24 protein-coding genes and 1 pseudogene are annotated in these 26707 nt (G+C 68.0%); 5 read left to right on the top strand and 20 right to left on the bottom strand.

The features are described from left to right. The first annotated feature begins 37 nt into the window (after positions 1-37). Complete coding sequence (locus tag ABD104_RS21740) at positions 38-913, top strand: amidohydrolase family protein (RefSeq protein ID WP_087839173.1); 876 nt, start codon at positions 38-40, stop codon at positions 911-913. A gap of 85 nt (positions 914-998) precedes the next feature. Here the strand turns inward: ABD104_RS21740 and dapA are convergent, their stop codons facing one another. The 10 genes and pseudogenes from dapA to ABD104_RS21690 all read right to left on the bottom strand — a co-directional run bounded on the left by dapA (position 999) and on the right by ABD104_RS21690 (position 8794). After that, positions 999-1892 (bottom strand): 4-hydroxy-tetrahydrodipicolinate synthase, encoded by an 894-nt coding sequence (gene dapA / locus ABD104_RS21735; RefSeq protein WP_087839172.1) that lies wholly within the window; start codon positions 1890-1892, stop codon positions 999-1001. 23 nt (positions 1893-1915) lie between these two features. Next, positions 1916-2710: an ABC transporter ATP-binding protein gene (locus ABD104_RS21730; protein ID WP_343928182.1), complete on the bottom strand. Its 795-nt coding sequence runs from the start codon at positions 2708-2710 to the stop codon at positions 1916-1918. 11 nt (positions 2711-2721) lie between these two features. Continuing rightward, positions 2722-3123 carry a VOC family protein gene (locus ABD104_RS21725; protein ID WP_130358070.1) on the bottom strand — a complete coding sequence of 134 codons (402 nt, stop codon included), beginning with the start codon at positions 3121-3123 and terminating at the stop codon, positions 2722-2724. A gap of 38 nt (positions 3124-3161) precedes the next feature. Continuing rightward, positions 3162-3722, bottom strand: a complete 561-nt coding sequence (locus ABD104_RS21720; RefSeq protein ID WP_279815158.1) for an ABC transporter permease — start codon at positions 3720-3722, stop codon at positions 3162-3164. A 21-nt stretch (positions 3723-3743) separates the two neighbouring features. Next, the gene (locus tag ABD104_RS21715) at positions 3744-3977 is read right to left on the bottom strand and encodes a hypothetical protein (RefSeq protein WP_279815157.1); all 234 of its coding nucleotides are present in this window, start codon (positions 3975-3977) and stop codon (positions 3744-3746) included. Continuing rightward, positions 3974-4521: pseudogene (locus tag ABD104_RS21710) on the bottom strand (VOC family protein). The gene ABD104_RS21715 and the pseudogene ABD104_RS21710 overlap by 4 nt, the downstream one beginning before the upstream one ends. 59 nt (positions 4522-4580) lie before the next feature. Beyond that, positions 4581-5534 carry an ABC transporter substrate-binding protein gene (locus ABD104_RS21705; protein ID WP_279815155.1) on the bottom strand — a complete coding sequence of 318 codons (954 nt, stop codon included), beginning with the start codon at positions 5532-5534 and terminating at the stop codon, positions 4581-4583. Positions 5535-5585: 51 nt separating this feature from the next. Beyond that, positions 5586-6521, bottom strand: a complete 936-nt coding sequence (locus ABD104_RS21700) for a fumarylacetoacetate hydrolase family protein (protein ID WP_087839167.1) — start codon at positions 6519-6521, stop codon at positions 5586-5588. A 251-nt stretch (positions 6522-6772) separates the two neighbouring features. Then, positions 6773-7456 (bottom strand): GntR family transcriptional regulator, encoded by a 684-nt coding sequence (locus ABD104_RS21695; protein WP_087839166.1) that lies wholly within the window; start codon positions 7454-7456, stop codon positions 6773-6775. 144 nt (positions 7457-7600) lie between these two features. Continuing rightward, positions 7601-8794, bottom strand: coding sequence for a urate hydroxylase PuuD (locus ABD104_RS21690; RefSeq protein ID WP_087839165.1), 1194 nt, complete (start codon positions 8792-8794; stop codon positions 7601-7603). A gap of 237 nt (positions 8795-9031) precedes the next feature. Between ABD104_RS21690 and ABD104_RS21685 the strand changes: the two genes are divergently transcribed. From ABD104_RS21685 to ABD104_RS21675, 3 genes are all read left to right on the top strand, one after another. Then, a complete protein-coding gene (locus ABD104_RS21685; protein WP_087839164.1) occupies positions 9032-9616 on the top strand; it encodes a DUF2242 domain-containing protein in 585 nt (194 codons plus the stop codon). A 69-nt stretch (positions 9617-9685) separates the two neighbouring features. After that, positions 9686-11167 carry an NAD-dependent succinate-semialdehyde dehydrogenase gene (locus tag ABD104_RS21680; protein WP_087839163.1) on the top strand — a complete coding sequence of 494 codons (1482 nt, stop codon included), beginning with the start codon at positions 9686-9688 and terminating at the stop codon, positions 11165-11167. A 140-nt stretch (positions 11168-11307) separates the two neighbouring features. Beyond that, complete coding sequence (locus tag ABD104_RS21675; protein WP_371696133.1) at positions 11308-11736, top strand: GNAT family N-acetyltransferase; 429 nt, start codon at positions 11308-11310, stop codon at positions 11734-11736. Between the two features lie 33 nt (positions 11737-11769). Here the strand turns inward: ABD104_RS21675 and ABD104_RS21670 are convergent, their stop codons facing one another. The 9 genes from ABD104_RS21670 to scpB form a co-directional block, all read right to left on the bottom strand. Beyond that, positions 11770-13470: a methyl-accepting chemotaxis protein gene (locus ABD104_RS21670; RefSeq protein ID WP_343928181.1), complete on the bottom strand. Its 1701-nt coding sequence runs from the start codon at positions 13468-13470 to the stop codon at positions 11770-11772. 197 nt (positions 13471-13667) lie between these two features. Continuing rightward, positions 13668-15488, bottom strand: coding sequence for a translational GTPase TypA (gene typA / locus ABD104_RS21665; protein WP_087839160.1), 1821 nt, complete (start codon positions 15486-15488; stop codon positions 13668-13670). Next, positions 15485-16423: a tRNA pseudouridine(55) synthase TruB gene (truB, locus tag ABD104_RS21660; RefSeq protein WP_087839159.1), complete on the bottom strand. Its 939-nt coding sequence runs from the start codon at positions 16421-16423 to the stop codon at positions 15485-15487. Before truB ends, typA begins: the two co-directional genes overlap by 4 nt. A 33-nt stretch (positions 16424-16456) precedes the next feature. Next, positions 16457-16921, bottom strand: a complete 465-nt coding sequence (gene rbfA / locus ABD104_RS21655) for a 30S ribosome-binding factor RbfA (protein WP_087839158.1) — start codon at positions 16919-16921, stop codon at positions 16457-16459. An 18-nt stretch (positions 16922-16939) separates the two neighbouring features. Continuing rightward, positions 16940-19858 carry a translation initiation factor IF-2 gene (gene infB, locus ABD104_RS21650; protein ID WP_087839157.1) on the bottom strand — a complete coding sequence of 973 codons (2919 nt, stop codon included), beginning with the start codon at positions 19856-19858 and terminating at the stop codon, positions 16940-16942. Positions 19859-19902: 44 nt separating this feature from the next. Then, the gene (gene nusA / locus ABD104_RS21645) at positions 19903-21381 is read right to left on the bottom strand and encodes a transcription termination factor NusA (RefSeq protein WP_087839156.1); all 1479 of its coding nucleotides are present in this window, start codon (positions 21379-21381) and stop codon (positions 19903-19905) included. Further along, positions 21378-21887: a ribosome maturation factor RimP gene (gene rimP, locus ABD104_RS21640; protein WP_087839155.1), complete on the bottom strand. Its 510-nt coding sequence runs from the start codon at positions 21885-21887 to the stop codon at positions 21378-21380. The genes nusA and rimP overlap by 4 nt, the downstream gene beginning before the upstream one ends. Before the next feature lie 459 nt (positions 21888-22346). After that, positions 22347-24104, bottom strand: a complete 1758-nt coding sequence (gene rluB, locus ABD104_RS21635) for a 23S rRNA pseudouridine(2605) synthase RluB (RefSeq protein WP_343928180.1) — start codon at positions 24102-24104, stop codon at positions 22347-22349. Beyond that, entirely contained in the window at positions 24101-25132 is a 1032-nt protein-coding gene (scpB, locus tag ABD104_RS21630; protein ID WP_343928179.1) for an SMC-Scp complex subunit ScpB, read from the bottom strand. The genes rluB and scpB overlap by 4 nt, the downstream gene beginning before the upstream one ends. Before the next feature lie 319 nt (positions 25133-25451). Here scpB and ABD104_RS21625 point away from each other — a divergent pair, with 319 nt between their 5' ends. Next, on the top strand, positions 25452-26372 hold the full coding sequence (locus tag ABD104_RS21625; RefSeq protein ID WP_087839153.1) for a DMT family transporter: 921 nt from the start codon (positions 25452-25454) through the stop codon (positions 26370-26372). Between the two features lie 30 nt (positions 26373-26402). On the opposite strand, the gene ABD104_RS21620 is transcribed toward ABD104_RS21625, so the two are convergent. Continuing rightward, positions 26403-26672: a DUF1488 family protein gene (locus ABD104_RS21620; RefSeq protein WP_087839152.1), complete on the bottom strand. Its 270-nt coding sequence runs from the start codon at positions 26670-26672 to the stop codon at positions 26403-26405. Between the last annotated feature and the right edge of the window lie 35 nt (positions 26673-26707).

Below are 26707 nucleotides of genomic sequence, written 5' to 3'. Positions count from 1 at the left end.
GGCCTGCCGCGGCAGTCCCCGAACCTGAAGCTGAACCATGAAAACCTGCGCCGCACCCGATCCGAATCCCGTCAAACCGCGCGAGGCCCTGCCGGCCGGCGCGTGCGATGCCCACTGCCACGTCTTCGGCCCCGCCGACAAGTTCCCGTACGCGCCCGACCGCAGCTACACGCCGCCCGACGCGCCCTTCGAGCGCCTGCGCCAGTTGCATGACTTCCTGGGCCTGGACCGCGCGGTGATCGTTCAGGCCAGCTGCCACGGCGACGACAACAGCGCCATGCTCGACGCCATCGCCCGCAGCGAAGGCCGCTACCTGGGCGTGGCCATCGTCAACGGCTCCGAGACCGACGAACAACTGGCCGACATGGACGCCGGCGGCGTGCGCGCGGTGCGCTTCAATTTCGTGCAGCACCTGGGCGGCGCGCCCGACCTGGAAATCTTCGACAAGACCATCGAGCGCCTGGACGGCCTGGGCTGGCACGTCGTGCTGCACCTGGACGCTCAGGACATCCTGACCTACAGCGATCGCATCAACCGCATCAACGTGCCCTTCGTGATCGACCACATGGGCCGCGTGCAGGCCGCCAAGGGCCTGGACCAGGAGCCCTTCCGCGCGCTGCTGGAACTGATGAAGAACCCGCTGGCCTGGGTCAAGGTCTGCGGAGGCGAGCGCGTGTCCGTGGGCAAGCGCCCCTTCGCCGATGCCGCGCCCTTCGCCGCCCGGCTGATCGAAGCCGCGCCGGACCGCGTGCTGTGGGGCACCGACTGGCCGCACCCGAACATCTCGAAGGACATGCCCAACGACGGCGAGCTGGTCGACTTGATGCTGGACTTCTGCCCGGATCCCGCCCTGCGCCGCAAGCTGCTGGTCGAGAATCCCGAGAAACTCTACCGCTTCAAGCCGCTGGCCTGACCGCCGCGCACTGGCTGACGACGCTTTACCCCCGGCCCCGGACGTGCGGACTTCGCGCCCCGGGGCCATTCATTTGGGCGGCCGCCTAGGCCGCCGCCCCGATTCGTTCCACCACCGCGGCCAGGTCCGCGCGGACCTTCTCGCTCAGGCCGGCGATGGGCGGACGCGCCGGACCGGCATCGCGGCCGGCCAGCGCCATGGCCTCCTTGATCACCACCGGAAACGATCCCCAGGCCCAGGCGGCGCGCAGCGGCGCGAACACGTTGGAGATGCGCACCGCCTCGTCTTGGTTGCCGGCCCGCAGCGCGTCGTACATGCGCACCATCAGCTCGGGAAAGACGTTGGCCGCCGGCGAGATCGTGCCCTGCCCGCCATGGAACATCATGGCCAGCGCCACGGTATCGCGCCCGGAGAACAGCAGCGCGGGGCGCGGCGCGGTCAACAGGTACTCCACCGACTGCGTCAGGTCGCCGCTGGAGTCCTTCATGCCCACGATGTTCTCCGCGGCGCGCATGCAGCGCGCCAGCGTCGCCGGCAGCACGTTCACGCTGGTGCGCGGCGGATTGTTGTACAGCATGACCGGCAGCCGGGTGGCGCGCGCGACCGCGGTGTAGTGCTCGACCAGCTCGTCCTGCGACGGCTGCGCGAAATACGGCGTGATGACCAGCGCCAGGTCCACGCCCAGGGCTTCGGCGGCCTTGGTCAGTTCGATGGACTTGCGCGTGGTCGCGCCGCCCGTGCCGGCATACAGCGGCACGCGGCCGTCGATGGCCTGCATCGACAGCTCCAGCAGCCGGATGTGCTCGTCGGTGTCCAGCGCGAAGAACTCGCCCTGGCTGCCGGCCACCGAGATGCCATGCACCCCGGCCCGGATATACCCGTCGATCAGTTCGCCCACCCTCGCCTCGTCCAGGCGGTGGTCGCGGGTGAAGGGCGTGGCCATGGCCGGCACGACGCCGTGGAATTTCGAAATCTGCATGTGTACTCCCGTATAGGACGATGTCAGTAGCCGACGCCCATGAGCCGGCCCAGGCGGCCGACGTATTGCCCGAAAGCGGCTTGTTCCTTGGTGGTGCGCGGGTCGCGCGGACGCGGCAGGTCTATCCGCATGTCCTCGACGATGCGCCCCGGACTCTCGCTCATGACCAGCACCCGGTCGGACAGGAAAACGGCCTCCGCGATGCTGTGCGTGATCAGCAGCACCGTCTGCCGCATCTCCTGCCAGAGCCGCAGCAGCTCGACGTTCAACTGGTCGCGCGTGAGCGCGTCCAGCGCGCCGAAGGGTTCATCCAGCAGCAGCACCTTGGGATGCGTGATCAGGATCTGCCCCAGCGCCGCGCGCTGGCGCATGCCGCCCGACAGTTCGTGCGGATGGTTGCGGCGGAACCGCTCCAGCTTGAGCACCGGCAGGATCTGCTCCACGCGGCGGTCGATCTCGGCGGGCGCCACGCCCGCCACCTCGGCCGCCAGCCGGATGTTGGCCTCCACCGTTTCCCACGGCAGCATGTTGTGGGTCTGGAACACCACGCCCACGTCGCTGGACATGCGCGTCTGGGAATGCCCGAACACCCGGATCTCGCCTCCCGCGTCGGGCTGGATCAGGCCCGCGACGATGCGCAGCAGCGTGCTCTTGCCGCAGCCGCTCGGCCCCAGGATGGACACGAACTCCCCGCGCGCGATGGAGAAATCGACCTGGTCGAGCGCCCGCACGGCGTTGCGCGAACGAAAGGTCTTGGCGGTCCGCTCGACCTGGACGGCGGTCTCGATCCGCACCGCTCCCGCATCCCCGCCCGTCATGGCCGCGGCTCTCACTTGCGCGCCCCGACCCAGCCCCCTTCCGAGATGTCGAACACGACGCCGTCCAGGTCGCGGAACTTCATCTCGTAGTACAGGCTCTTCTTGTCGTGCGGCAGGTCCATGAAGAAGGTGCCGCCATGCTCTTCGATGCGGCGCCGCTGCTCGTCCAGGTCGTCGACCCAGAAGCCGAAGTGATGGGTGCCCACCCAATCCTTGCCCCGGTCGCGGCCGGCGGCATCGTCGGTCTTGTAGTTGAGCAGCGCGAGGCAGATCGTGCCGTCCGACAGGTACACGCCATCGGCCAGCGGCGAATGCGTGGGTTCGACGATCTCCAGCCCGAATACCTCGCTGTAGAACTTGGCGGCCTTCTCGGGATCGGGAACGGCAAGGGCGATGTGACGTAGCTTGGCCATGCGAAATGCTCCTGAAAGATGTGAGATGGACGCGAGGCTCAGAAGCCTCGCCACCAGATGCGCTTGGCCGCCAGTTCGACCAAGAGATACAGCAGGCCGGCCACGGCCGAGACGACGATGAGCGCGGCGAACAGATAGTCGGTGCGGCCATTGGCGTTGGCCTCGAGTATCAGGTGGCCCAGGCCGCTGTCCGAGCCCACGAACTCGCCCACGATGGCGCCGATGACCGCCAGCGGCATGGCCGAGCGGCACCCGTCCATGATGGAGGGCAGCGCCGCCGGCACGTACAGGCGGCGGAACGTGGTCCAGGCCGGCGCGCGTATGGCCTTGAAGTGCTCGATCAGGTGGGCGGGCGTGCCGGCCAGTCCCCCCATGGTCGCGATCACGACCGGGAAGAAAGCGAACAGGAAGGCCATCAGGATCTTGGACGCCGACCCGTAGCCGAACCAGATCACCATCAGCGGCGCCAGCGCGATCTTGGGCAGCCCCTGGAACACCACGACCAGCGGATACAGCGCCCGCCGCAGCAGCGGCATCGCATGGATGGCCAGCCCCAGCGCGATGCCGCCGATGACCGCCATCGCGAAGCCGGCCAGCACTTCCTGGGTCGTGACCCAGGATTACAGGACCAGCGCGGCGCGATTGGCCCACAGGCTTTCCAGCACCTTGGAAAGCGGCGGCAACAGGTAGGGCTTGATGCCGAACATGTCGACGGCCCGCTCCCACAGTAGCGCCAGCATCAGGCAGAGCACGGCGGGATCGATCACGCGGCGCCAGGCATCGCCGGATGGCAGCAGCCGCAGCGCGCGCCGTCCGGCCGCGGGCAGCGTGGTGGGTTGTACGTGCGCGTTCATGCCTGCCCCTCCTGCCCACCGCCGCGGGGCCCCCAGTCGGGAGCCGGCACGACGAAGCGGGAAAAATGCCATTGGTCGAAGGCCGCGAGATCGTTCCGCCAGACCCGCGCCGTATGCGGCTGCTCGGGTGTGACCTGCACCATTTCCGCATAGAACTCGCAGTAGTTGCCGTCGGGATCCTTGAACACCAGGAACAGGTTCTCGCCCGGCCCGTGCTTGCCTATGCCGCGCACGATCTCCACGCCGCGGTCCTGCAGGTAGCGCGCCGCATCCTCTATCTCGGCCAGGGAGCCGAGCTCGTACGAGAAATGTTCCATGCCCGGGCGCCCGGGCGCATAGGTGGCTTCGCGCAAGGGACCGCCGGCATCTGCGCCAGCGCCAGATCGTGGTGGTCGCGGCCGCAACGCAGGAACGCCATCTGGTCCTCGATGTAGTCCGACACCTCCAGCCCGACGATGTCGGTATAGAAGCGCACCGAGGCCGCCAGGTCGCGCACGTTCAATACGACGTGCCCCAGCCTGCGGGGGCAGGGTCGAGTCGCCATGCTTGCCTCCTACTTCAGCAGATCGTTGGTATAGGTGTCCTGCGGCTTGACCTTGCCGTTCAGGCCGAAGGCCTTGTCGACGAACTGCACCGTCGAGCGCACGCGGTCGTCGCGCAGATAGCCCAACCCTGGTCCTTGGCCTGCGGGTCGACCAGCAGGTCCGCCATGTCGCGGATCTGGGCCAGCGCCACGCTCCGGTCGGTGACGGGGAACATCTTGACCATGAGGTCGGCCGCCCGCTCGGGATTGGCGAATGCGTATGCATAGCCGCGATAGGAAGCCTTCAGGAACTTGCGCACCATGTCGGGCCGCTTGCGGATGGTGTCCTCGCTGGCGGCGAAGCCGCTGCCGTAGGCATCCAGGCCGAAATCGCTGTATTCGACCCAGCCCAGCGGCACGCCCGCCGCATCGGCCTGCTTCTGCGTGACCGCGCGGTTGCTCGCGCGCCAGCATTCGGCCAGATCGATGCGTCCCTCGATCAGCGAGGCGTCCACGACGGCCGGGTCCATGCGCAGCAGCCGGATGCCGTCGCGCGGCTGGCCGTTGAGTTCCAGCCACGCCGGCACCACGTTGTGGACCGGCGAGGCCGAGCCGCCCCCCAGCGTCAGCCCCTTCATGTCGGCAGGCGACTTGGGCTTGTGCCGCCGGGTATCGAAGCAGATGCCGGCCGGCCAGCGCGTGTTGAGCGCGCCCACCATGCGGATCTTGCCGCCGTTGGACCGGTTCAAGACCAGGCTGATCGGGTCGACGTAGCCGAACTCGTACTGCCCCTGGTCCAGTTCGTTCGCGGTACGGTTGCCGCCGTAGCCGCGCTGGATGTTGACGTCCAGGCCCGCTTCCTTGAAATACCCGAGTTCCTGCGCGACGATCACGCCCACGGAGCTGCCCTGGGGCAGCCAGGCCATGTTGTATGCGACCTTCTCCTGGGCGTGCGCCGCGCCGGCCCAACCGATCAGCGCCGCCAGGCCCAGTGCCCGGCCCCACGCCGCAAAACCTTGCTTGCAGGGTTGCATGTCTTCTTCTCCATACGACGTACAGCGAATGACCACGACTACCCGGCGCGCTCAGACCTTCTCGGCTTGCACCTGGTTGGACAGACGGCCGATGCCGTCGACGGTGGCGACCATGGTGTCGCCGGCCTTCAGGTAGATGCCCCGTCCCATGCCCACGCCGGTGGGCGTGCCGGTGGCGACGACGTCGCCCGGTTCCAGCGTGACGATGGTGGACAGGTAGGCGATCTGCTCGCGCACCGTCCAGATCATGTTGGCGGTGCTGTCCTGCTGCATCGGCTCGCCATTGACGTCCAGCCTGAGCTGCACGGCCTGGGGATCGGGAATCTGCCAGGACGGCACCAGCCAGGGCCCCAGCGGCGCGAACGTATCGTGGCATTTGCCCTGGAACCAGTCGTGCTTGAAGGGGTAGTCGGACCGCACGTTCAGGTCGCGTGCCGACACGTCGTTCAGGATGGTGTAGCAGGCGACGTGGTCCAGCGCCCGCTCGGCCGACACGCGCCGGCACCGCGTGCCGATGACGGCCGCCAGTTCCACTTCCCAGTCCAGCATGGCCGTTTCCGGCGGAAGCTGGACCACGTCGCCATCGCCCACCACGGTGTTCGACAGCTTCAGGAACATGTAGGGCTTGCTTTGGGATTTGGCAGCCAGGACGGTGCCCATCTCGTTGGCATGGGCCGCGTAGTTGGAGGCGGCGCAGAAGATGCGCTGCGGCACGTAGGGAGCGGCGACCGTGCGTTCACCGGCGGGCACCGGCCGGATGGCGCCCGAGGCAGCCAGGCGTTCGGCCGCCGGACCTGCCTCGCGCAGCCATGGGGCGGTCTGCGGCCAGGCTTCCAGCATGCGGGCGATGCCGCCGCGGCAGGCCTCGGGCAAGGCCGGCAATCCTGCCGCCAGGGCCGCGTCCAGGTCGTACAGGCGCTGGTCCAGGACCAGGGCGGGGGCCAGCCGGTCGGACCGGCGGTAAGTGGCAAGGGCAATCCAGGACATTCGACAACTCCTCTGTTGATGACATCCGGCATGGCTTTGCATTCACTTTCCATAAATTGTGTGCAATATTATTTTCCAGCACGCAAATTGGTCAAGAAAATATGCATAGGGGGAAACGCGAAGAAACGATGCCAGGCAAGAGGAAGGAAATGGGAGGCGGCGGCAGGACGAGGCCAACTCCGGTACGGAGCCGGCCCGCCAGGCGCGGGAATGAAGGAGTGGCGTTCAGGACGAACGGCCGGAGGGAAGGTTCAGGCGGCGGAGGCCGATGGATGGCGCTCGCGGCCGAAATGCTGCAGGACGTTCATGGCGGAATTCGCCGCATGGCTGTGCATGGCCTGGGCGGCCGCCTCGCCGTCGTGCTCCAGCAAGGCCTTGACCAGGGCCTCGTGCTCGACGTGGGAATGCTGCAGCCGGTTCTCGGCCACGAAAAAACCTTGCGCGCGGAAAGGCGCCAGCCGCTGGCGCAGCCCCAGCGCGATTTCCTGCAAGGTCTTGTTGCGCGCGCCCGCATAGATGAGCGCATGGAACTCCTCGTTCAGGGCGGCATAGGCCTGGGAATCCCCGCGCGCCACCGCGTCGGTCGCCTGCTGGTGGATGAATTCGATCCGCTTGCGGTCGCTGGGGGCGGCCCGCAACGCACACAGCTTGGCGCACAGCGCCTCGACCTCGCCCGAGGCCTCGAACAGCCCATCCAGGTCGGACTCGGCCATGACCGCGACGGAAAATCCGCGCCGCGGCAGATACTCGACCAGGCGGGTCGATGCCAGCTGGCGCAGCGCATCCCGGACCGGGCTGCGCGAGACATTGAAGCGGGTGGCGATGGATTGTTCGTCCAGGCGTTCGCCGGGCTGGAAGCGGCCGCGCACGATTTCCTCGGCCAGTTGATCCGCCACGGTCTGCGAGAGCGTCTTGCCGGGTCCTTTGTCCGTCATCTGGGAACCTTGTGCGAGGGCGGTTGCGATTCGAAAATTGTCTACAAAAACAATCTACCGCATACAATTTTAGCACCGACGCCAAAATAGAAAAGGGGCTGCGCCGCAGCCCCCTTCTTCCCCTTCCCGATTCCCCCGGCCACGTCAGTGTACCGGCGCCCCATCCTGGAACCAGCGCGCCAGCAGGGCCCGCTCGTCGTCGGTCATGCCGGTGGCGTTGTTCAGCGGCATGGTCTTCTGCACCACGGCCTGCTGGTAGACCACCTGCGCATGCGATTTCAGCAGCTCGGGGGTTTGCAGCTGTATGCCCTTGTTCGCGAGCTGGGCGTTGTGGCACACCACGCACCGCTGCGCCACCACCTGCCGGACCTGCCCGATGTCCTGGGCGCCCAGCGGCGCCGACGGTGCGGCGGCCTTGTCCAGGCCGGGCGGCGCGATCGCCACGGCCACCCCCAGCAGCAGCGCGATGCCCGCCGCCGGATACCAGGGGTTGGTGACGCCCTTGTGGCGCAGCACGAAGAACTGTCGGATCAGGGCGCCCGCCAGCATCAGGGCGATCAGCACCAGCCAGTTGTGGGGGGCGGAATAGACCATGCTGTAGTGGTTCGACAGCATGGCGAACAGCACCGGCAGCGTGAAGTAGGTGTTGTGGACGCTGCGCTGCTTGCCCAGCTTGCCGTGGATGGGATCGACCGGCTCGCCCGCGCGCATGGCGGCCACGACCTTGCGCTGCCCCGGGATGATCACCATGAGCACGTTGGCGCTCATGATGGTGGCGATCATGGCCCCCACGATCAGGAAGGCGGCGCGCCCCGCGAACAGGTGGCAGGCCAGCCAGGCCGCCGCCGCCACGAACAGCGCCACCGCGATGCCGACCTTGCGGTCCGCGCGCTCGTCGGTGCCCGCGACACGGCAGATGATGTCGTACACCAGCCAGCCCACCACCAGGAAGCACAGCACCGCCACCACCGCCGCCACCGGCCCCCAGTCGAACACGTTGCGGTCGATCAGGTAGGTCTGGGCGTTGAACAGGTATAGCGCCACCAGCAGCGCGAAGCCCGACATCCAGGTGGAATAGCTTTCCCAGTAGAACCAGTGCAGGTGTTCGGGTAGGCGCTTGGGGGCGACGAGATACTTCTGCGGGTTGTAGAACCCGCCGCCGTGCACGGCCCAGAGTTCGCCGGAGACGCCCTTGTCGATCAGTTCCGGGTCTTGCGGCTTCATCAGGCTGTTGTCGAGCCAGACGAAGTAGAACGAGGATCCGATCCAGGCGATGCCCGTGATGATGTGCAGCCAACGCAGCAGCAGATTGGCCCAATCAAGGATATAGGCTTCCATGCCCTTCCTGCCAGAGCAATGCTCACCACTGCGGGCGCTGTGAGCAGGACGGGTCGCGCCAGATGCGAAGCGCCGCGGCGACCTTACAATCAACGGGGGCCTGGCGGCCCCCGCTTGTGACGGTTTGCATCTTCACCCGACGCCCCGCGGCTTGTCAATATCGTCCGCCGGCACCCCGCCGCTCCTGGGAACGGAACTTGCGAGCTACGCGCGCCGGGTTTGTACAGGAGGTACGCGATGATGTTCGTTCCCCGCCTTCGGCTGTTCGCCGTATGCGCGGCCACGGCCGGCGCCATGGCCGCGGGCTGTTCCCACCCGAGCGATCCGCTGGCCTATACCCGCAACGAATTCGCCCGCACCGACACCTACTCGCGCGCCTATCCGAAGGCGCCCGAAATGGTGTGCGAGGCCGGCAAGCGTTCGCTGCTCAGCCAGGGCTACACGCTGGCCGACGCCGGCGCGCGCTCGATCGAGGGGCACAAACAGTTCCAGAGCGGCGACAACTACAAGGAGATCACCTTCCGCCTGGTCTGCGAACCCGACCACGCCGGAACCACCCGGTCGATCGCCTTCGTCAACGCGGTCGAATCGACCTTCGCGCTGAAGAAGACCAACAACTCGGCCAGCGTCGGCGTCGGGCTGCTGGGCTCGGTGTCCATGCCCTTCACCTCGTCGGACGACTCCATGGTCAAGACCGGCAGCGAGACCATCGCCTCGGATGATTTCTACAGCCGTTTCTTCGCGTTGCTGGAACAGTACATGCCGTCCGCCTCGCCGACGCCGCAGGGCGACGCCGCTGCGCCGGCCCCCAAGTCGCCCTAGCGGCGGGCAGCCATCCGCTAGAATGGACGGGATGCTCCAGAACGGAGCCCCACGCCCGGAGACGAGTCCATGGATCGCCCTGTCGCCCCGCCCCAACTGGCGGATTCCCGTCTTTTCAGAAACCAGGCCTACATAGGCGGCGCATGGGTGGATGCCCGGGATGGCGCCACCTTCGCGGTCGACAATCCGGCCGACGGCGGGACGCTGGCCCGCGTCGCCGACCTGGACGCCTCGCAGACCGAGGAAGCCATCGCCGCGGCCCAGGCGGCGTTCGGCCCCTGGCGGGCGCGCACGGCGAAGGACCGGGCCGCCATCCTGCGGCGCTGGTTCGAGCTGATCCTGGCGCATGCCGACGACCTGGCCGCGCTGATGACGCTGGAACAGGGCAAGCCCCTGGCCGAGGCCAAGGGCGAGGTCGCCTATGCCGCCTCGTTCGTCGAGTGGTTCGCCGAACAAGGCAAGCGCATCGCCGGCGATACGCTGGCGCCCGTGGCCGCCGGCACGCGCATGCTGGTGCTGCGCGAGCCCATAGGCGTGTGCGCGGCCATCACGCCGTGGAATTTCCCGCTGGCCATGATCACCCGCAAGGCGGGCCCCGCGCTGGCCGCGGGCTGCACCATGGTGCTCAAGCCCGCCGAGCAGACCCCGCTGTCCGCGCTGGCGCTGGCGGAACTGGCGCACCGCGCCGGCCTGCCCGCCGGCGTGCTGAACATCGTGACGGCAGACAGCGAACGCTCCATCGCCGCCGGCAAGGCACTGTGCGCGAGCCCGGTGGTGCGCAAGCTCACCTTCACCGGCTCCACGCCGGTGGGCCGCATCCTGATGCAGCAAAGCGCACCCACCATCAAGAAGCTGTCGCTGGAGCTGGGCGGCCTGGCTCCCTTCATCGTCTTTGAAGACGCCGACCTGGACGCCGCCGTGGACGGCGCCATCGCTTCCAAGTACCGCAACGCCGGGCAGACCTGCGTCTGCACCAACCGCTTCTACGTACACGACAGCATCTACGATGCCTTCGTCCAGAAGCTGGCCGAGCGCACCGGCGGCCTGAAGGTGGGCAGCGGCTTCGACGCCGGCGTCGCCCAGGGCCCGCTGATCGACGAGGCCGCCATCGCCAAGGTCGACCAGCACGTGCAGGACGCCGTGGGCAAGGGCGCGCGGATCCTGGCGGGCGGCAAGCGGCATGCGCTGGGCGGCCGCTTCTACGAACCCACGGTACTGGCCGACGTGTCCGAGGACATGCTGTGCATGCGCGAGGAAACCTTCGGGCCGGTCGCCCCCGTGGTCCGTTTCCGCGACGAGGCCGACGTCATCCGCCTGGCCAACGACACGGAGTTCGGGCTCGCCTCGTACTTCTACAGCCGCGACATCGGCCGCATCTTCCGCGTGGCCGAGGCGCTGGAATACGGCATGGTCGGCGTCAACACCGGCCTGATCTCGAACGAGGTCGCACCCTTCGGCGGCGTCAAGCAGTCGGGCCTGGGCCGCGAGGGCTCGGTCTACGGCATCGACGACTACCTCGAGATGAAGTACGTGTGCCTGGGCGGGATATGAGCGTGCCCGCCCGGCCGCCCGAAGGGCGCGCGACCTCCCTCGGGGAGGATGTCGCGCAGCGACAGGAAGGTAGTCCAGTGAGCGGGCATGCTTCGGTCAGGCCGGCGCGGCCGCAGGACGTCGCGCCCATCCTCGCCCTGATGCGCGGACTGGCGGAATACGAGAACCTGACCCACCTGTTCCTGGCCCGCGACGAGGACCTGCGGGACGCCTTATTCGGGCCGCATCCGGCGGCCGAATGCCTGGTGGCGGACGTGGCAGGCGAAGTGGTGGGCTATGCCCTCTTCTTCCACAACTACTCCACCTTCCTCGGCCGCCGTGGCCTGTACCTGGAGGATCTCTACGTACACCCCGACCAGCGGGGCCGCGGGCTGGGCAAGCGCCTGCTGCGCGCCCTGGCCGCCCTGGCGGTGGAGCGCCGCTGCGGCCGCTTCGAGTGGAGCGTGCTGGACTGGAACCAGCCCGCCATCGACTTCTACGAAGCCATGGGCGCCGAGGTGCTGCCCGATTGGCGCATCGTGCGCGTCACAGGCGAGGCCCTGGCGCGGCTGGGGTCGGCGGCCGGTTGAGCCGGGCCGCCTGGGGAGCCCCCTCCCCCGGGCCTAGACCCGGAACATTCCCACCATCCGGTCCAGCCGCTCGGCCATCTCGCGCATTTCCTCGGCCGAGCGGGCCGTCTCGCCCATGGCCGCGGTGGTTTCCTCGACCATCTGGGCGATGCTCTCCACCTGCTGGGCGATCGAGGTGCTGGCCGCCGACTGCTCCTTGGTCGCATGCGCCACTTCGCGCACGCGCTCGAGCGAGGTGTCCGCGCTGGAACTGATCTCGCGCAGCGACACGGCCACTTCGTCGGCCAGGCTGGTGCCCTCGGCCACCATGGGCAGGATGTGCTCCATCGTCACGGTGGACTCGGCCGTCTCGCGCTGAACCGCGCTGACCATTTCCTCGATCTCGACCGTGGCCGACGACGTACGCTCGGCCAGTTTGCGGACCTCGTCCGCCACCACGCTGAAGCCTCGGCCCTGCTCGCCGGCCCGGGCGGCCTCGATGGCCGCGTTCAGGGCCAGCAGGTTGGTCTGGCCGGCGATCTCCTTGATGGAAGCGGCGATGGAGTTGATCTGCACCGCCCTTTCCTCCAGGCCCCGGATCTTGTGCGAGGCCTCGCCCACCGCACTGGCGATGCGCTTCATGCTTTCGGCGGCGCTCATGACGCGGGTCTCGCCGTCGCGGCATTTCTCGGCCACGCCCTCGGAGTTGTGCTGGGTCTGGCTGGCCGCATCCGAAATGTGGGCCACCGACACGGTCAATTCCTCGACCGCCGCGGCCATCGAGGACGTCGCGTCGCTCTGCTGCACCGCGGCCGTGGAGACCTGGTTCACCGACTCGGCGATGCGATGGGCGTCGCGCTTCATGGTGGCCGCTTCCTCGCGAACCCGCGAGATCAGGTTGCGCACGGACTCCGACATCCTGGCGAAGCCGTCCAGCAGGCTGCCCGGTTCGGCATCCGGCAGCTTCTGGCTGAGATCGCCGCCGGCGGCGCGGCGCATGATCTCGAGCACGGCGCGGGGCTCGCCGCCGATCTGGCGGATGACGCCGCGGGCGATGAGGCCGCTGGCCAGCAGCAGGACCACCGCCAGTACGAGCGCCGTGCCGATGCCCGTGACGAGCTGGCGCGAGATGGCCTCGTCCAGGTCGTCGATGTAGACGCCGGTGCCGATCACCCAGTTCCAGGGCTGGAAATGCTTGTAGATGTTCAGCTTGGGCACGGGCTCCGTCTCGCCGGGCCGGGCGAACAGGATGCGCATGGTGCTCTGCCCGCCCCCCTCGCGCATCGCCGCCAGGCGCTCCTGCATGGCCACGCCCGGATCGCGCTTGTCGCCCGAGCGGGTGATGGCGTTGGAGCCAGCCAGCGCCGGATTGCCCCCGTTCATCACGATGAGGCCCTGCTCGTCGGTGACGAAGATGTATTCGGTCTTGCCGTTGCTGCCGCCATAACGGAAGCCCTGCAACGCCGCCTTGGCGGCCTCCTGGGCCTGCTGCTGGGTCATCTGGCCCTTCTGCTGCAGTTCCTGGTAGTGGTTGACGACGCCCCAGGCGCCCTGGGCGACGGCCAGGATCTCCGATTTCTTGGCTTCGAGCAGCAATTGCCGCTCGCTGTAGATGGACCATCCCTGCACCGCCAGCAGCAGGACCACCGCCAGGGCCACCAGCGCCGCCAGCCGGCCCTTCAGCGACGACCTGGCCGTCAAGGACGCCGGGGCGGGACGTGTCTCGCCGCCGGAAAAACCACTCGTATCATGCATTACCGCGCTCATTCGATCCCCTTGCACGCGACCCGCCGGGGCATGGCGCACCGGCGCGGCGACGAAAACTCACTCAAGCCATTAACGGCATGCCCGGCGGGATCTGTATGGCGGAACACGGGACCGGGCCAGCCGGCAAACATGAAAAGAAAAAGGGGAGCTTTCGCTCCCCTTTTTCCTGGCTTTGCCAACCGCCGTCAGGCGGCTTCGCGGCTGGCGCGCTTGCGGTCGTGCTCCTTCAGGTGCAGCTTGCGCAGCCGGATGTTCTTGGGCGTGATCTCGACCAGTTCGTCGTCGGCGATGAATTCCACCGCGTACTCCAGCGTCAGCTGGATGGGCGGGACCAGGCGCACGGCCTCGTCCGTGCCCGAGGCGCGTACGTTGGTGAGCTGCTTGCCCTTGATCGGGTTGACCACCAGATCGTTGTCGCGGCTGTGGATGCCGATGATCATGCCTTCGTACAGCGCCTCGCCGGGCGAGACGAACATGCGGCCGCGGTCCTGCAGCTTCCACAGCGCGTAGGCCACGGCATCGCCGTCCTCCTGGCTGATCAGCACGCCGTTGTGGCGTTCGCCCAGGGTGCCGTCGCGAACCGGGGCATATTCGTCGAACACGTGGCTGATCAGGCCGGTGCCGCGCGTCAGCGTCATGAACTCGCCCTGGAAGCCGATCAGGCCGCGTGCGGGAATGCGGTATTCCAGGCGGGTACGGCCCTTGCCGTCCGACGCCATGTCCAGCAGTTCGCCCTTGCGGCGGCCCAGTTCTTCCATCACCGAGCCCTGGTGGCCGTCCTCGACATCCACCGTCAGCAGCTCGAACGGCTCGCACTTGACGCCGTCGATCTCCTTGAAGACCACGCGCGGACGCGAGACGGCCAGTTCGTAGCCCTCGCGGCGCATGTTCTCCAGCAGGATGGTCAGGTGCAGTTCGCCACGGCCCGACACCTCGAACACGGTATCGTCGCCGGTTTCGCGCACGCGCAGCGCCACGTTGGACTTGAGCTCGCGGTCCAGGCGGTCGCGCAGCTGGCGGCTGGTCACGAACTTGCCTTCGCGGCCGGCCAGCGGTGACGTGTTCACGCAGAAATTCATGGTCAGCGTCGGCTCGTCGACCTTGATCATGGGCAAGGCCTCGGGCGCCTCCGGTGCGCACACCGTGCAGCCGATGCCCAGTTCATCGATACCGTTGATCAGGACGATGTCGCCGGCCTGCGCCTCGGGAACGATCTCGCGCTCCAGGCCACGGAACTTCAGCACCTGGTTGACCCGGCCCTTGATGGGGTTGCCCTCGGGGCCGAACTTGATCACCACGTCCTGCAACGGACGCACGCGGCCGCGCGTGATGCGGCCCACGCCGATCTTGCCGACGTAGCTGGAATAGTCCAGCGACACGATCTGCAGTTGCAGCGGACCGTCGGCATCGTCGTTGCGCACGGGCACCTTGTCCAGGATCACGTCGAACAACGGCTTCATGTCGCCGCTGCGCACGTCCTCGGTCAGGCCCGCGTAGCCGTTCAGGCCCGACGCGTAGACGACCGGGAAGTCGAGTTGTTCCTCGCTTGCGCCCAGCTTGTCGAACAGGTCGAAGGTCTGGTTGATCACCCAGTCCGGACGCGCGCCCGGGCGGTCGATCTTGTTGATAACGACGATGGGCTTGAGGCCCAGGGCCAGCGCCTTGCGGGTGACGAAGCGGGTCTGGGGCATCGGCCCCTCGACCGCGTCGACCAGCAGCAGCACGCCGTCCACCATGGACAGCACCCGCTCGACCTCGCCGCCGAAGTCGGCGTGCCCCGGGGTGTCCACGATGTTGATGTGCGTGCCTTCGTATTCGACCGCACAGTTCTTGGCCAGGATCGTGATGCCACGTTCCTTTTCGATGTCGTTCGAGTCCATGACCCGTTCGGCCACCTGCTCGTTCTCGCGGAAGGTGCCCGCCTGCCGCAGCAGCTGGTCCACCAGGGTCGTCTTGCCATGGTCCACGTGGGCGATGATCGCCACGTTGCGCAATGCGCGTGTCATGTCGTTTCCTTGAATGAAATCAATCGGTCGGGCTGCAGCCAGCCGTCCTCGCAGCGAGCCGTTCCCAGGAATCCACCGTCCGGCCCGGCAACCCGGACCTTGCCTGCTTCTGTCTCGGCGGCCGCCGTGCCGGTTGCCTCGCCGGCGGCCATTCTTTCCTTGCGCCCCTGCATGAAGCGCTGGGCCGCCGCCGCCTCCAGCCGTACGACCGGCAGGTCGGCCAGCAGCGACTCCATCGGCAGCAGCGCGCCGGCCGGATCGGCCAGCGCCTCCAGCCGTTCCAGGGTCCAGGCCTGTGCCAGGTCGAACCCCGCCGTACGCGTGCGCCGCAGCGCCGTCAGGTGCGCGCCGCATCCCAGTGCCCGGCCGACGTCCTGCGCCAGCGTACGGACGTAGGTGCCCTTGCTGCACGAGACGTCGATCGTCGCCGATCGTCCGGACAGCGACAGCAGCCGCAACCCATGGATCGTGACCTGCCTCGGCTCCCGCTCCAGCTCGACGCCCTCGCGCGCGTATTCGTACAAGGGCTTGCCGTCGCGCTTGAGCGCCGAATACATGGGCGGCACCTGCGAAATCCTGCCGACGAAGCGTGACAACACGTCGCGCATCCTCGCCTCGTCCACGGCCAGGGCGGGATCCTGTCCGGGAAAACCGACCGGCATGCCCGTACGGTCGCCGCTGTCCGTTTCCTCGCCCAGCGCCAGCGTCGCGGTATAGCTCTTGTCGGCATCGAACATCCCGCCGGAGAACTTGGTCGCTTCGCCGAAGCACAGCACCATCAGGCCGGTCGCGAACGGATCCAGCGTCCCCGTGTGTCCCGCCTTGCGCGCATCCAGGATGCGGCGCGCGCGCTGCAAGGCATGATTGCTGGACAAGCCCTCGGGTTTGTCCAGCAGCAACACACCATCCAGCGCACGCCCGCGTCGGGAAGCCATCGCAATCGTCGGAAAAAAAGGACGCGGCGCGGCTTACGCGCGGTCGTCGTCAGGAGCGGACGGTTCTGCCGGCGCGATGCCCTCGCGCTCGTCCTGGCCGGTCTGGCCGGATTCGGTCAGTTCGTCGGCCTTGACGCCCGGCGTGTTGGCCTGGGCGATCAGCCGGTTCATTTCCATGCCGCGCGACATCTGGCGGTCGTGGAAGAAATGCAGCGTGGGGACGGTGTGGATATGCAGCCGCTTGAACAACAGCGAATGCAGCCAGCCCGCCTTTTCGTTCAGCGCGGTTTCGGCCGCGGCCGGCTCGGCGCCCATGACGGTGAAATACACCTTGGCATGGGCGTAGTCCGGCGTCAGGTCCACGCCCGTGAGCGTGACCAGTCCGGCGCGGGCCGTATCGACCTCGCGCTGGATCATCTCTGCCAGGTCCTTCTGGATCTGGTCGGCCAGCCGCTGGTTGCGGCCGCCGGGGAGCTTCTTCTGCCTGTGACGACTCATCTGCCTGCACGTGCCCCTTTACAGGGTACGCGCCACTTCCTTCACCTCGAACACCTCGAGCTGGTCGCCGATCGCGATGTCGTTGTTGTTGCGCAGCGTGATACCGCAATCGAAGCCGGACTTGACCTCGCGCACGTCGTCCTTGAAGCGGCGCAGCGAATCGACCTCGCCGGTCCACTGGACCACGTTGTTGCGCAGCAGGCGGACCTGCGAATTGCGGCGGACCACGCCATCGAGCACCATGCAGCCGGCGATGTTGCCGATGCGGGACACGTTGTAGACCTCGCGGATCTCGACCAGGCCGATGACCTCCTCGCGCTTCTCGGGGGCCAGCATGCCCGACATGGCCGACTTCACGTCATCCACGGCGTCGTAGATGATGTTGTAGTAGCGCACGTCGATGCCGTTGTTCTCGGCCAGCTTCTTGGCGCTGGCATCCGCCCGCACGTTGAAGCCGATGACGACCGCCTTCGAGGCGATGGCCAGGTTGATGTCGCTTTCCGACACGCCGCCGACCGCCGCGTGCACGACCTGCACGCGCACCTCGTCGGTGGACAGCTTGGTCAGCGCCTGCACCAGCGCTTCCTGCGAACCCTGGACGTCGGTCTTGACGATGAGCGCCAGCGTCTGCACGCCCTCGCCCATGTTGTCGAACAGCGATTCCAGCTTCGCGGCCTGCTGGCGGGCCAGCTTCACGTCGCGGAACTTGCCCTGGCGGAACAGCGCGATCTCGCGCGCCTTGCGCTCGTCGCTCAGCACCATCAATTCGTCGCCGGCGGCCGGGACCTCGGTCAGGCCCTGGATCTCGACGGGAATGGACGGGCCGGCCTCGGCGATCGGCTTGCCCACTTCGTCCAGCATCGCGCGCACCCGGCCGAAGCTCGCGCCGGCCAGCACGGCGTCGCCGCGCTTGAGCGTGCCGCTCTGGACCAGGATGGTGGCGACCGGGCCGCGGCCCTTGTCCAGCTTGGCTTCGATGACCAGGCCCTTGGCCGGCGCATCGACGGGCGCCTTCAGTTCCAGGACTTCGGCCTGCAGCAGCACCTGTTCGAGCAGTTCGTCGATGCCGGCGCCGGTCTTGGCCGACACGGGCACGAAGGGCGAATCGCCGCCGTACTCTTCCGGCACGACTTCCTCGGCCACCAGTTCCTGCTTGACGCGATCGGGGTTGCTCTCGGGCTTGTCGATCTTGTTGATCGCCACCACGATGGGCACGCCCGCCGCCTTGGCATGGTGGATCGCTTCCTTGGTCTGGGGCATGACGCCGTCATCGGCCGCCACCACCAGGATCACGATGTCCGTGGCCTGGGCGCCGCGCGCCCGCATGGCGGTGAACGCCTCGTGGCCCGGGGTATCCAGGAAGGTCACCACGCCACGCTCGGTTTCCACGTGGTAGGCGCCGATGTGCTGCGTGATCCCGCCCGCTTCGCCCGAGGCGACCTTGGCGCGGCGGATGTAGTCCAGCAGCGAGGTCTTGCCGTGGTCGACGTGGCCCATGACGGTCACCACCGGCGCACGCGGCATCTCCACGGCATCGGTGGCCGGCGCCTGGTCCAGGAAGGCCTCGGGATCGTCCAGCTTGGCCGCGATCGCGGTGTGGCCGAGTTCCTCGACCACGATCATCGCCGTTTCCTGGTCCAGCACCTGGTTGATGGTGACCATCTGGCCCATCTTCATCAGGACCTTGATGACCTCGGCCGCCTTGACCGCCATCTTGTGGGCCAGGTCGGCCACCGAAATGGTCTCGGGCACGTGCACTTCGCGCACGATGTTCTCGACCACCTGCTGCGCCTTCTGGTCCTGGTGACGGTTGCGGCCACCGCGGCCACCGCCGCGCCAGCCGTCGCGGCTCGCGCCGGCGGTCGCGTCGCCGCGGGTCTTCAGGCCCTTCTTGCGCGAGGCATCGTCGGACCAGGTCGAGGCGACGGCCCCGGCCTTCAGGACCTTCTTGCCCGGCGCGGCCTTGTTGTCGTCCTTCTTGGCGGCCGGCGCGGCGGCTGCCTTGTTGTCCTGGCCGGCAGCGGCCTTCGCGGCCGGCTTGTGCAGCGTACCGGCGATCGGCGCCGTCGGGGCGGCAGCCGGCGCGGGCGCCGGTTGCGGAGCGTGCAGGACCTTGTTGCGCGGACGGCTCAGCATCTCGCGCAACGCGGCGGCCTCGGCTTCGGCGGCGCGGCGCGCCTTGTCGCGCGCCTCGGCGGCCTTGGCGTCGGCCTTGCGCATTTCTTCCGCCTTCTTGCGGGCCTCTTCGGCCTTGACGCGCGCCGCCTCGGCGCTCGACGCAGCCTGGTTTGCTACGACATCGCTCACTGCAGCCCCTCCCTCGGGCACGGCAGGGTGGGTAGATTGGGCAGCGGCTGCCTCGGCGGCGGCACGCTTGGCTTTCTCGGCTTCGGCCGCGGCTTCCTCGGCTTCCTTGGCCGCGCGCTCGGCGGCCAGGCGGGCCTGTTCCTCGACTTCGCGCAGGCGCGCCTCGGCCTCGCGGCGCTCGCGTTCCTCGGCTTCGGCACGCTCGCGCGCCTGCGCCTCCTGCTGCTCGCGCTCGAGACGCGCGGCTTCCTGGGCCTCGGCTTCCGCCTGGCTGGCGCGCGCCTCGTCCTCGGGGCGCGCCTGGCTGGTTTCCAGTTCGGCGCCGTCGCCCGCGTCGCGCTTGATGAAGACGCGCTTCTTGCGCACCTCGACCTGGATCGTGCGGGCCTTGCCGGTCGCATCGGCCTGCTTGATCTCGGACGTCTGCTTGCGGGTGACCGTGATCTTCTTGCGGTCTTCGGACGCACCATGGGCACGGCGCAACGATTCGAGCAGTTGTGCCTTGTCGCTTTCGGTGACGGTATCGTCGACCGACTTGATGCTTACTCCCGCGGCGCGCAGCTGCTCCAGCAGTACGTTGGCGGGCAATTTCAGCTCGGTTGCGAACTGGGCGACAGTGTTACTCGACATTCGTTTCTCTTCCCCGGTGTGGCTGATCGACGGTATGGGCAAACTCAAGCCTGCTCGAACCAGTGCGCGCGCGCACGGACGATGAGCTGCTTGGCCTGCTCTTCATCGATGCCGGTCAACTCGATCAGTTCGTCGACGGACAGGTCCGCCAGGTCGTCGCGCGTGAGCACCTGCCCCTCCGCCAGCTTGGCGGCCAGTTCGGGCGTCACGCCTTCCAGACTCAGCAGATCCTGCGCGGTCTCGACCCGCTCTTCCTGCGCGATGGCCTCGGTCAGCAAGGCGTTGCGGGCACGATTGCGCAGTTCGTTGATCGTGTCCTCGTCGAAGGCTTCGATTTCCAGCAGTTCCTGGATCGGCACGTAGGCGATTTCCTCCAGGCCCGTGAAGCCTTCCTCGATCAGGATGTCGGCCACTTCCTGGTCGACGTCCAGCTTGGACATGAAGGTTTGGCGCAGGGAGCTGTGCTCCTGCTCCTGCTTGGCCTGGCTTTCGTCAGGCGTCATGATGTTGATCTGCCAGCCGGTCAGCTCGGACGCCAGGCGTACGTTCTGGCCGCTGCGGCCGATGGCGATCGCCAGGTTGTCCTCGTCGACCACCACGTCCATGGCATGGCGGTCTTCGTCGACCACGATGGACTGGACGTTGGCCGGCGCCAGCGCGCCGATCACGAACTGCGCAGGATCCTCGGACCATAGCACGATATCGACCTGCTCACCGCCCAGCTCGTTGCGCACCGCCTGCACGCGCGAACCGCGCATGCCGACGCAGGTGCCGATCGGGTCGATGCGGCGGTCGTGGGCGACCACGGCGATCTTGGCGCGCACGCCGGGATCCCGGGCCGCGCCCTTGAGCTCGAGCAGGCCCTGCTCGATCTCGGGCACTTCGTTCTCGAACAGCTGGGCGATGAACAGCGGCGTGGCGCGCGACAGGATGATCTGCTGGCCGCGGGCCTGGCGGTCGATGCCCTTCAGGTAGGCACGCACGCGGTCGCCCACGCGCAGGTTTTCCTTGGGGATCATTTCCGAACGCGGCAGGCGCGCCTCGACCTTGCCGATCTCGACGATGGCGTCGCCCTTGTCCATGCGCTTGATGGTGCCGGACACGATCGACTCGCCGCGCTCCAGGAAATCGTTCAGCAGTTGCTCGCGCTCGGCGTCGCGGATCCGCTGCAGGATGACCTGCTTGGCGGCCTGCGCGCCGATGCGGCCGAACTCGATGGGCTCGAGCGGCTCTTCGATGTATTCGTCCAGCTCGATGTTGGGCACGACCTCGCGCGCTTCCGACAGCAGCGTCTGCTGGTCGGGCATCTGCAGGCCGGCCTCGTCGGGCACGACCAGCCAGCGGCGGAACGCCTCATGGTCGCCCGTCTCGCGGTCGATCGCGACACGAATGTCGACATCCTCTTTGTAGAGCTTCTTCATGGCGGAGGCCAGCGCGCTCTCGAGAGCACCGAACACCACGTCGCGCGTGACGTTCTTCTCGCGCGCCAGCGCGTCCACCAACAACAGAATCTCGCGGCTCATCGCTTTTTGCCCCTGAAATTCAGAACCGGATCCAGCTTGGCCCGCTCGATCTCGTCGAGCGTGAACCGCAATACCTGGATATCCCCTTCCTTTGCTTCGAATTCGATGCCGAACGTCTCGGGTTCGGCGCCCTTGTCTGCCCCATCCGCCTGCGCGGCCGGATCGGCTTCCGGAACGACCAGCGTGCCGGCGAAAACCTTGCGTCCCTCGAACGGCAGGCGCAGCTTGACCTGCGCGCGCTCGCCGGCGAACCGGATGAAGTCCCTGGCGGTGCGCAGCGGCCGGTCGGTGCCGGGGGAACCGACTTCCAGCCGCGCGTAGTCGATGTTCTCGACCTCGTAGACGCGCGACAACTGCCGGGAGACCGCCTCGCAGTCCTCGATGCGCACCCCGCCTTCGCGATCTATCGTGACACGCAGCAGCCCCTGCCCGGCGCGTTCCACGTCGACCAGTTCAACCCCCAGGCCCGCCAGGGATTGTTCGGTAAGCTGAAAAAGATCTGCCATGCCTCGTTATGCGCCCTCGTTCGTGAACGGCATGCCTGGCATGCCGCCGTGTATCGGCCGTGGCCCGTCGCCCGGCGCTGGCCAGGGATCCGACGGACACGAACCGGAAAACCAAAAAAAAATGGGCTGCACGGCCCAGCCCATTTTGCGACATCGCCCGGATCGCGCGCTTACGCGCCGCGAGGTCCGAACGACCGCCTGTTCTGTTGTCGGAGGACTCAACCGGGGACCAGCCTTCGGGCACGAATGCCGCAAGCCGCCTTTCAACCGGAGAACCCTCCTGCCCTACAACACACCAGCCGCCCACGCAAAACGTCGGACAGCCATCGCGCAAGGTGGAGACCGGCTCGAAAAGTGCCCTGTTCGCGCACTGAACCCTAAACGCGGTGTCTAGCCTGTAGATGTTAAGCCAAATCGGCCTTTTTTTCAAGCCAATGGCCACCGCGCCACAGGAGAGGCCTAGCCGCGGCCCCGGCGTGCCCGTCCGTTCGCTCCGCCCAGGAATCCCAGGTGGGACTCGTGCGCCGAAGCGCTGCGAGGCTGGCGATCTTCGCCGGCGCCACGACCGGCGCCCTTCCCCGCCTTGGGACCGTTGCCGCCCTTGCCCCGGCCGCGCTGGGCGCGGCGACCGGCCGCCGCCCCGGCCTCGGGCTTGCGGCCGTCGGGCCGCGCCCCCGGACGGGCCGGGCCTTTCTTGCCGTGCTTGCGGCCGCCGGGTCCGCCGGCGCGCTCGGCACCACCGTGGGGGTGTCCATTGGGCAGGCCGCCCGCGAAACTCTGGCCCGTGCCATAGGGGTCGGAGGGGAAACTCTGCCCCACTCCCGGCATGGCGGCCTTGCCGCCCTGGATGCGCCCCTTGCGGCCGACCCGGGCGCCATGCATGCCGTTCTGCTCCAGCGTACCGAACCCCGGGGGCAGCGCAGCCTCGTGCGATACGGGCTGCGTGCTGCGCCGTCCCCGGCGCCCGCCTTCCTCGTCGTCCGCGCGGACCAGGCCCAGCTGGACCTGCAACGCCGTCACCAGCGAAGGATCGAGCTCCTCCCACCGTCCGCGGCGCAGGTTGCGCGGCAGGGACACGTCACCGAAGCGGGTACGCAGCAGGCGGCTTACCACCACGCCCTGCGACTCGAACATGCGCCGCACTTCGCGATTGCGGCCTTCCTGCAGCGTGACGCGGTACCAGCGGTTGCTGCCGTCGCCGCCCAGGTAGTCCAGGGAACCGAACGCGGCCATGCCGTCATCCAGCTGCACGCCCTCGACCAGCGCCCGGCGCTGCTCGTCGGTCATCTCGCCCAGCACGCGCACCGCATATTCGCGCTCCTGCCCATAGCGGGGATGGCTGAGGCGGTTGGCCAGGTCGCCGGAGGTCGTGAAGATCAGCAGGCCCTCGGTGTTCAGGTCCAGCCGGCCGACCGACAGCCATTTGCCGTTCTTGATCTTGGGCAGCCGCGAGAACACCGTGGCACGGCCCTCGGGGTCGTCCTGGGTGACGATCTCGCCCGCGGGCTTGTGGTAGAGCACGACCCGCGGCGGACGCGAGGTATGGCGCCGCTGCACCAGCTTGCCGTTCACGCGCACCTGGTCATTGGGCGCCACGCGCTGCCCGATGTGGGCGGGCTCGCCATTGACCGACACCCGGCCGGCCACGATCAGCTCTTCCATTTCGCGCCGCGACCCGATGCCGGCATCGGCCAGCACCTTGTGCAGCTTGGGCATGACGGCCTCGCTGGACAGGTACTTGCCCAGGCGGCGCTTGAGGTCGGGGGCCTTGTCGAGGAAGGACAGCGCCTGTTCGGCCTCTTTCTCGGCCGCGCGCAGTTCCTCGGGACTCAGTTCGGGCAGCGCCATCTGGGCGCCGTCATCGGCCTGGACACCCGCCTCGCGGCGCTTCTGCCCCGCGCGCCGCTGCTGCGGTGGCTTCGGACCCTTGGCGCCCCTGGGGCCCTTGGCATCCTGGGCACCCTTCGCCTCGCGCGGCTTGCGGCGCGGCGGCTTGGCTTCGGCGGGAAACAGCGTAGCCTGGCCGTCTTCGGCGGCAGGCGCCTCGGCCGGGGCCCCCGCTTCCGGAGCAGCCTCATCGGCCGGACGGCGCCGACGGAAAGGCGTACGCAAATTCCGCCGGCCCCGGGCCTTTTCCTGCGTGGGCGCACCTGCCTCCAACGGAGCGGACGCCTCCACGCTTTCGGCGGGGGGCATATCGTGCGTGGTTTCGTTCATGTATGGTCTTGGTTGCTTGTCTTCGTAACCGAGGACTCCTCGTCCTCGACACTCGGCGCCGGCTCGGCGTCGGGCGCTTGCATTTCGGTTTCCTGCTGGCTGGCGGACTCGTCCGCCGCATCGCCGGCGGCGATTTCCTCGCCCACCGGCTCCCGGGCCTGCGCCGCCTGGGCAGAAGCATCGTCCGCCCCGGCGCCGCCGGAGTCGGCGCCTTCGACGACGGCTACTTCATCGGCGACAGTCACCTCATCGGCGACGGCCACATCCTCCGCGGCGACCACCTCGTCAACGGCAGTCCATTCATCCGCTGCGGCCGCTTCCTCGACGGTGGCCGCGCCCTCGGCGACGGCCACTTCTTCAACGGCGGCCTCGCGCGTTTCGCCGGCTCCGGCGGCCTCCGCGGCCGCGTCATCATTGGCAGCCGCCGAGGCCTCGCCCGGGATGTCCTGCTCGGCCCCGTCCACCGCCAGGGACAGGTCTCCGGATCCGTCCAGCCCGCTCAACGCGGCCACGGATTCGGCGGACTCCAGGGGCGGCAGCTCGTCCAGCGCCTTCAGCCCCAGGTCGTCCAGGAAATGTCGCGTCGTGCCGAACAGCGCCGGACGGCCGGGCGCGTCGCGATGGCCGATCACCTCGATCCAGCCGCGGTCCTCGAGGGTCTTGATGACCTGCGAGGACACGGTCACGCCGCGGATTTCCTCGATGTCGCCGCGCGTGACCGGTTGCCTGTAGGCCACGATCGCCAGCGTTTCCATGACGGCCCGCGAATACTTCGGCGGCCGCTCGGGATTGAGCCGTTCGAGATAGGGCCGCATGGAGGGCCGGCTCTGGAACCGCCAGCCGCTGGCCAGCGCCACGAGCTCGATGCCTCGCTCGGCCCATGACTGGTGAATGTCCTGCAACAGGCCGCGTATCGTGTCGTTGCCGACCTCGTCGGCGAACAGCTTGCGCAGTTCCGACAATTGCAACGGTTCCTGCGCGCACAAGAGCGCAGTCTCCAGCACGAGCCTTGCCTCGCTGGTGTTCATGAGCGTGTGATCAAACGGGCGTAATCCGTATGGTTCCCAATACGGGTTCTGATTCTTAGAGCATGTGGCCTGGACGACCGGCTCGACCGACCTTCAGGCGAGCTGGCGGAGTTCTACGTTATGCTGAACCGGCCTGTGATGATGCGGGAGCGTTTTGGGAGCCGGGTTCGTGACCACCGGCAAGACCGGCCGCGCCTTGTCGGCGCGGGCGCAAGCCCCTGCAGCGGTTCTTAGTGTAGCGTCTGCACGCGCTTGTCACAAGCCTCCGGGCAAACCGGTCCCGCGCGGTTGACGGGCCCCAACCCATTCCTGCCTCTCGATGCCTGCCTCCCGACTCTGGAACTCCGCCTATTTCCTGCTCATCACCACCGTGCTGTTCTGGTCGGGCAACTTCATCGTGGGACGCGCGGCCGGCGGCACCGTGCCGCCCATTGCGCTGGCCTTCTGGCGCTGGGCCGGCGGCACGCTGATCCTGCTGGTGCTGGCCCGCCGGCATTGGCTGAACGACCTGCCGGCCATCAGGCGGCACGTGCCGATCCTGCTCCTGCTGTCGCTGCTGGGCATCGCCGGCTTCAACACGCTGGTCTACATCGGATTGCGGCAGACGTCCGCGGTCAACGCGCTGTTGATGCAGTCGGCGATCCCCATGGTGACGCTGCTGTTCTCGTTCCTGCTATTGGGCCAGCGCGCGTCGCTGCCGCAGATCGCCGGCGTGGCGATCTCCCTGGCGGGCATCGCCGCCATCGCGACCCGCGGCCGCCCGCAGGACCTGCTCGCCCTCGCGCTCAATCCGGGCGACGCCTGGATCGTCGCGGCGGTCGCCGTCTGGGGCCTGTACACCACCCTGCTCGCCCGCCGGCCCGCCATCCATCCCCTCAGCCTGCTGACCGTCACCTTCCTGATGGGCACGCTGATGCTCCTGCCCCTGTACCTGTACGAGCACGCGCAAGGCGCGCGCATCGAAGCCGGCCTGCCGGGGGCACTGGCCATCGCCTACGTGATCCTGCTGCCCGGCATCGTCGCCAACTTCTTCTACAACCGCGGCGTGGAACTGATAGGCGCGGGACCCGCCAGCCTGTTCATCCACCTGATGCCGGTGTTCGGCACCCTGCTGGCGGTCGTGTTCCTGGGCGAGCGGGTCCACCTTTTCCATCTGGCCGGCATCGGCCTCATCGCGACGGGTATCGCGCTGGCGACGGCCGCACGCAGGCGGGCCGCCGGGCGGCGGCCGTCATCGTGACGAGGAAAGACCGGCGCCTGGCCGGCGCGGCTAGGGGCGGAAGTCGCCCGTTCCCAGCTGGACGATTCCGCTGGTGGGCGTGCCGAGGGTTTCCGCCGCCGCGCTGAGGATTTCGTGCCGGCCCCGGTGGAACGCGGCCAGCAACGCGTCGGCGGACGCATCCGAGGCGCCGAAGTGCTCGCGCAGCACATCGGCGGAAATCTCGAACTCCTGGGATTTGCGGCCCTCGAATCGGGCGGTGAAGCGAACGGCGCCGTCAAGCACGGCGGGCCGGACTTCTCTGGCAAGCTCCGTGGTCATAAGCCTGTCTCCGATAGTCTGAACCAGCGGCCGTC

It is taken from the genome of Pigmentiphaga daeguensis (assembly GCF_039523035.1).
GTDB classification, from domain to species: Bacteria; Pseudomonadota; Gammaproteobacteria; order Burkholderiales; family Burkholderiaceae_B; genus Pigmentiphaga; species Pigmentiphaga daeguensis.
Note: the sequence above shows the minus strand (reverse complement) of the source record. Positions and strands in the feature narration are given on the sequence as shown.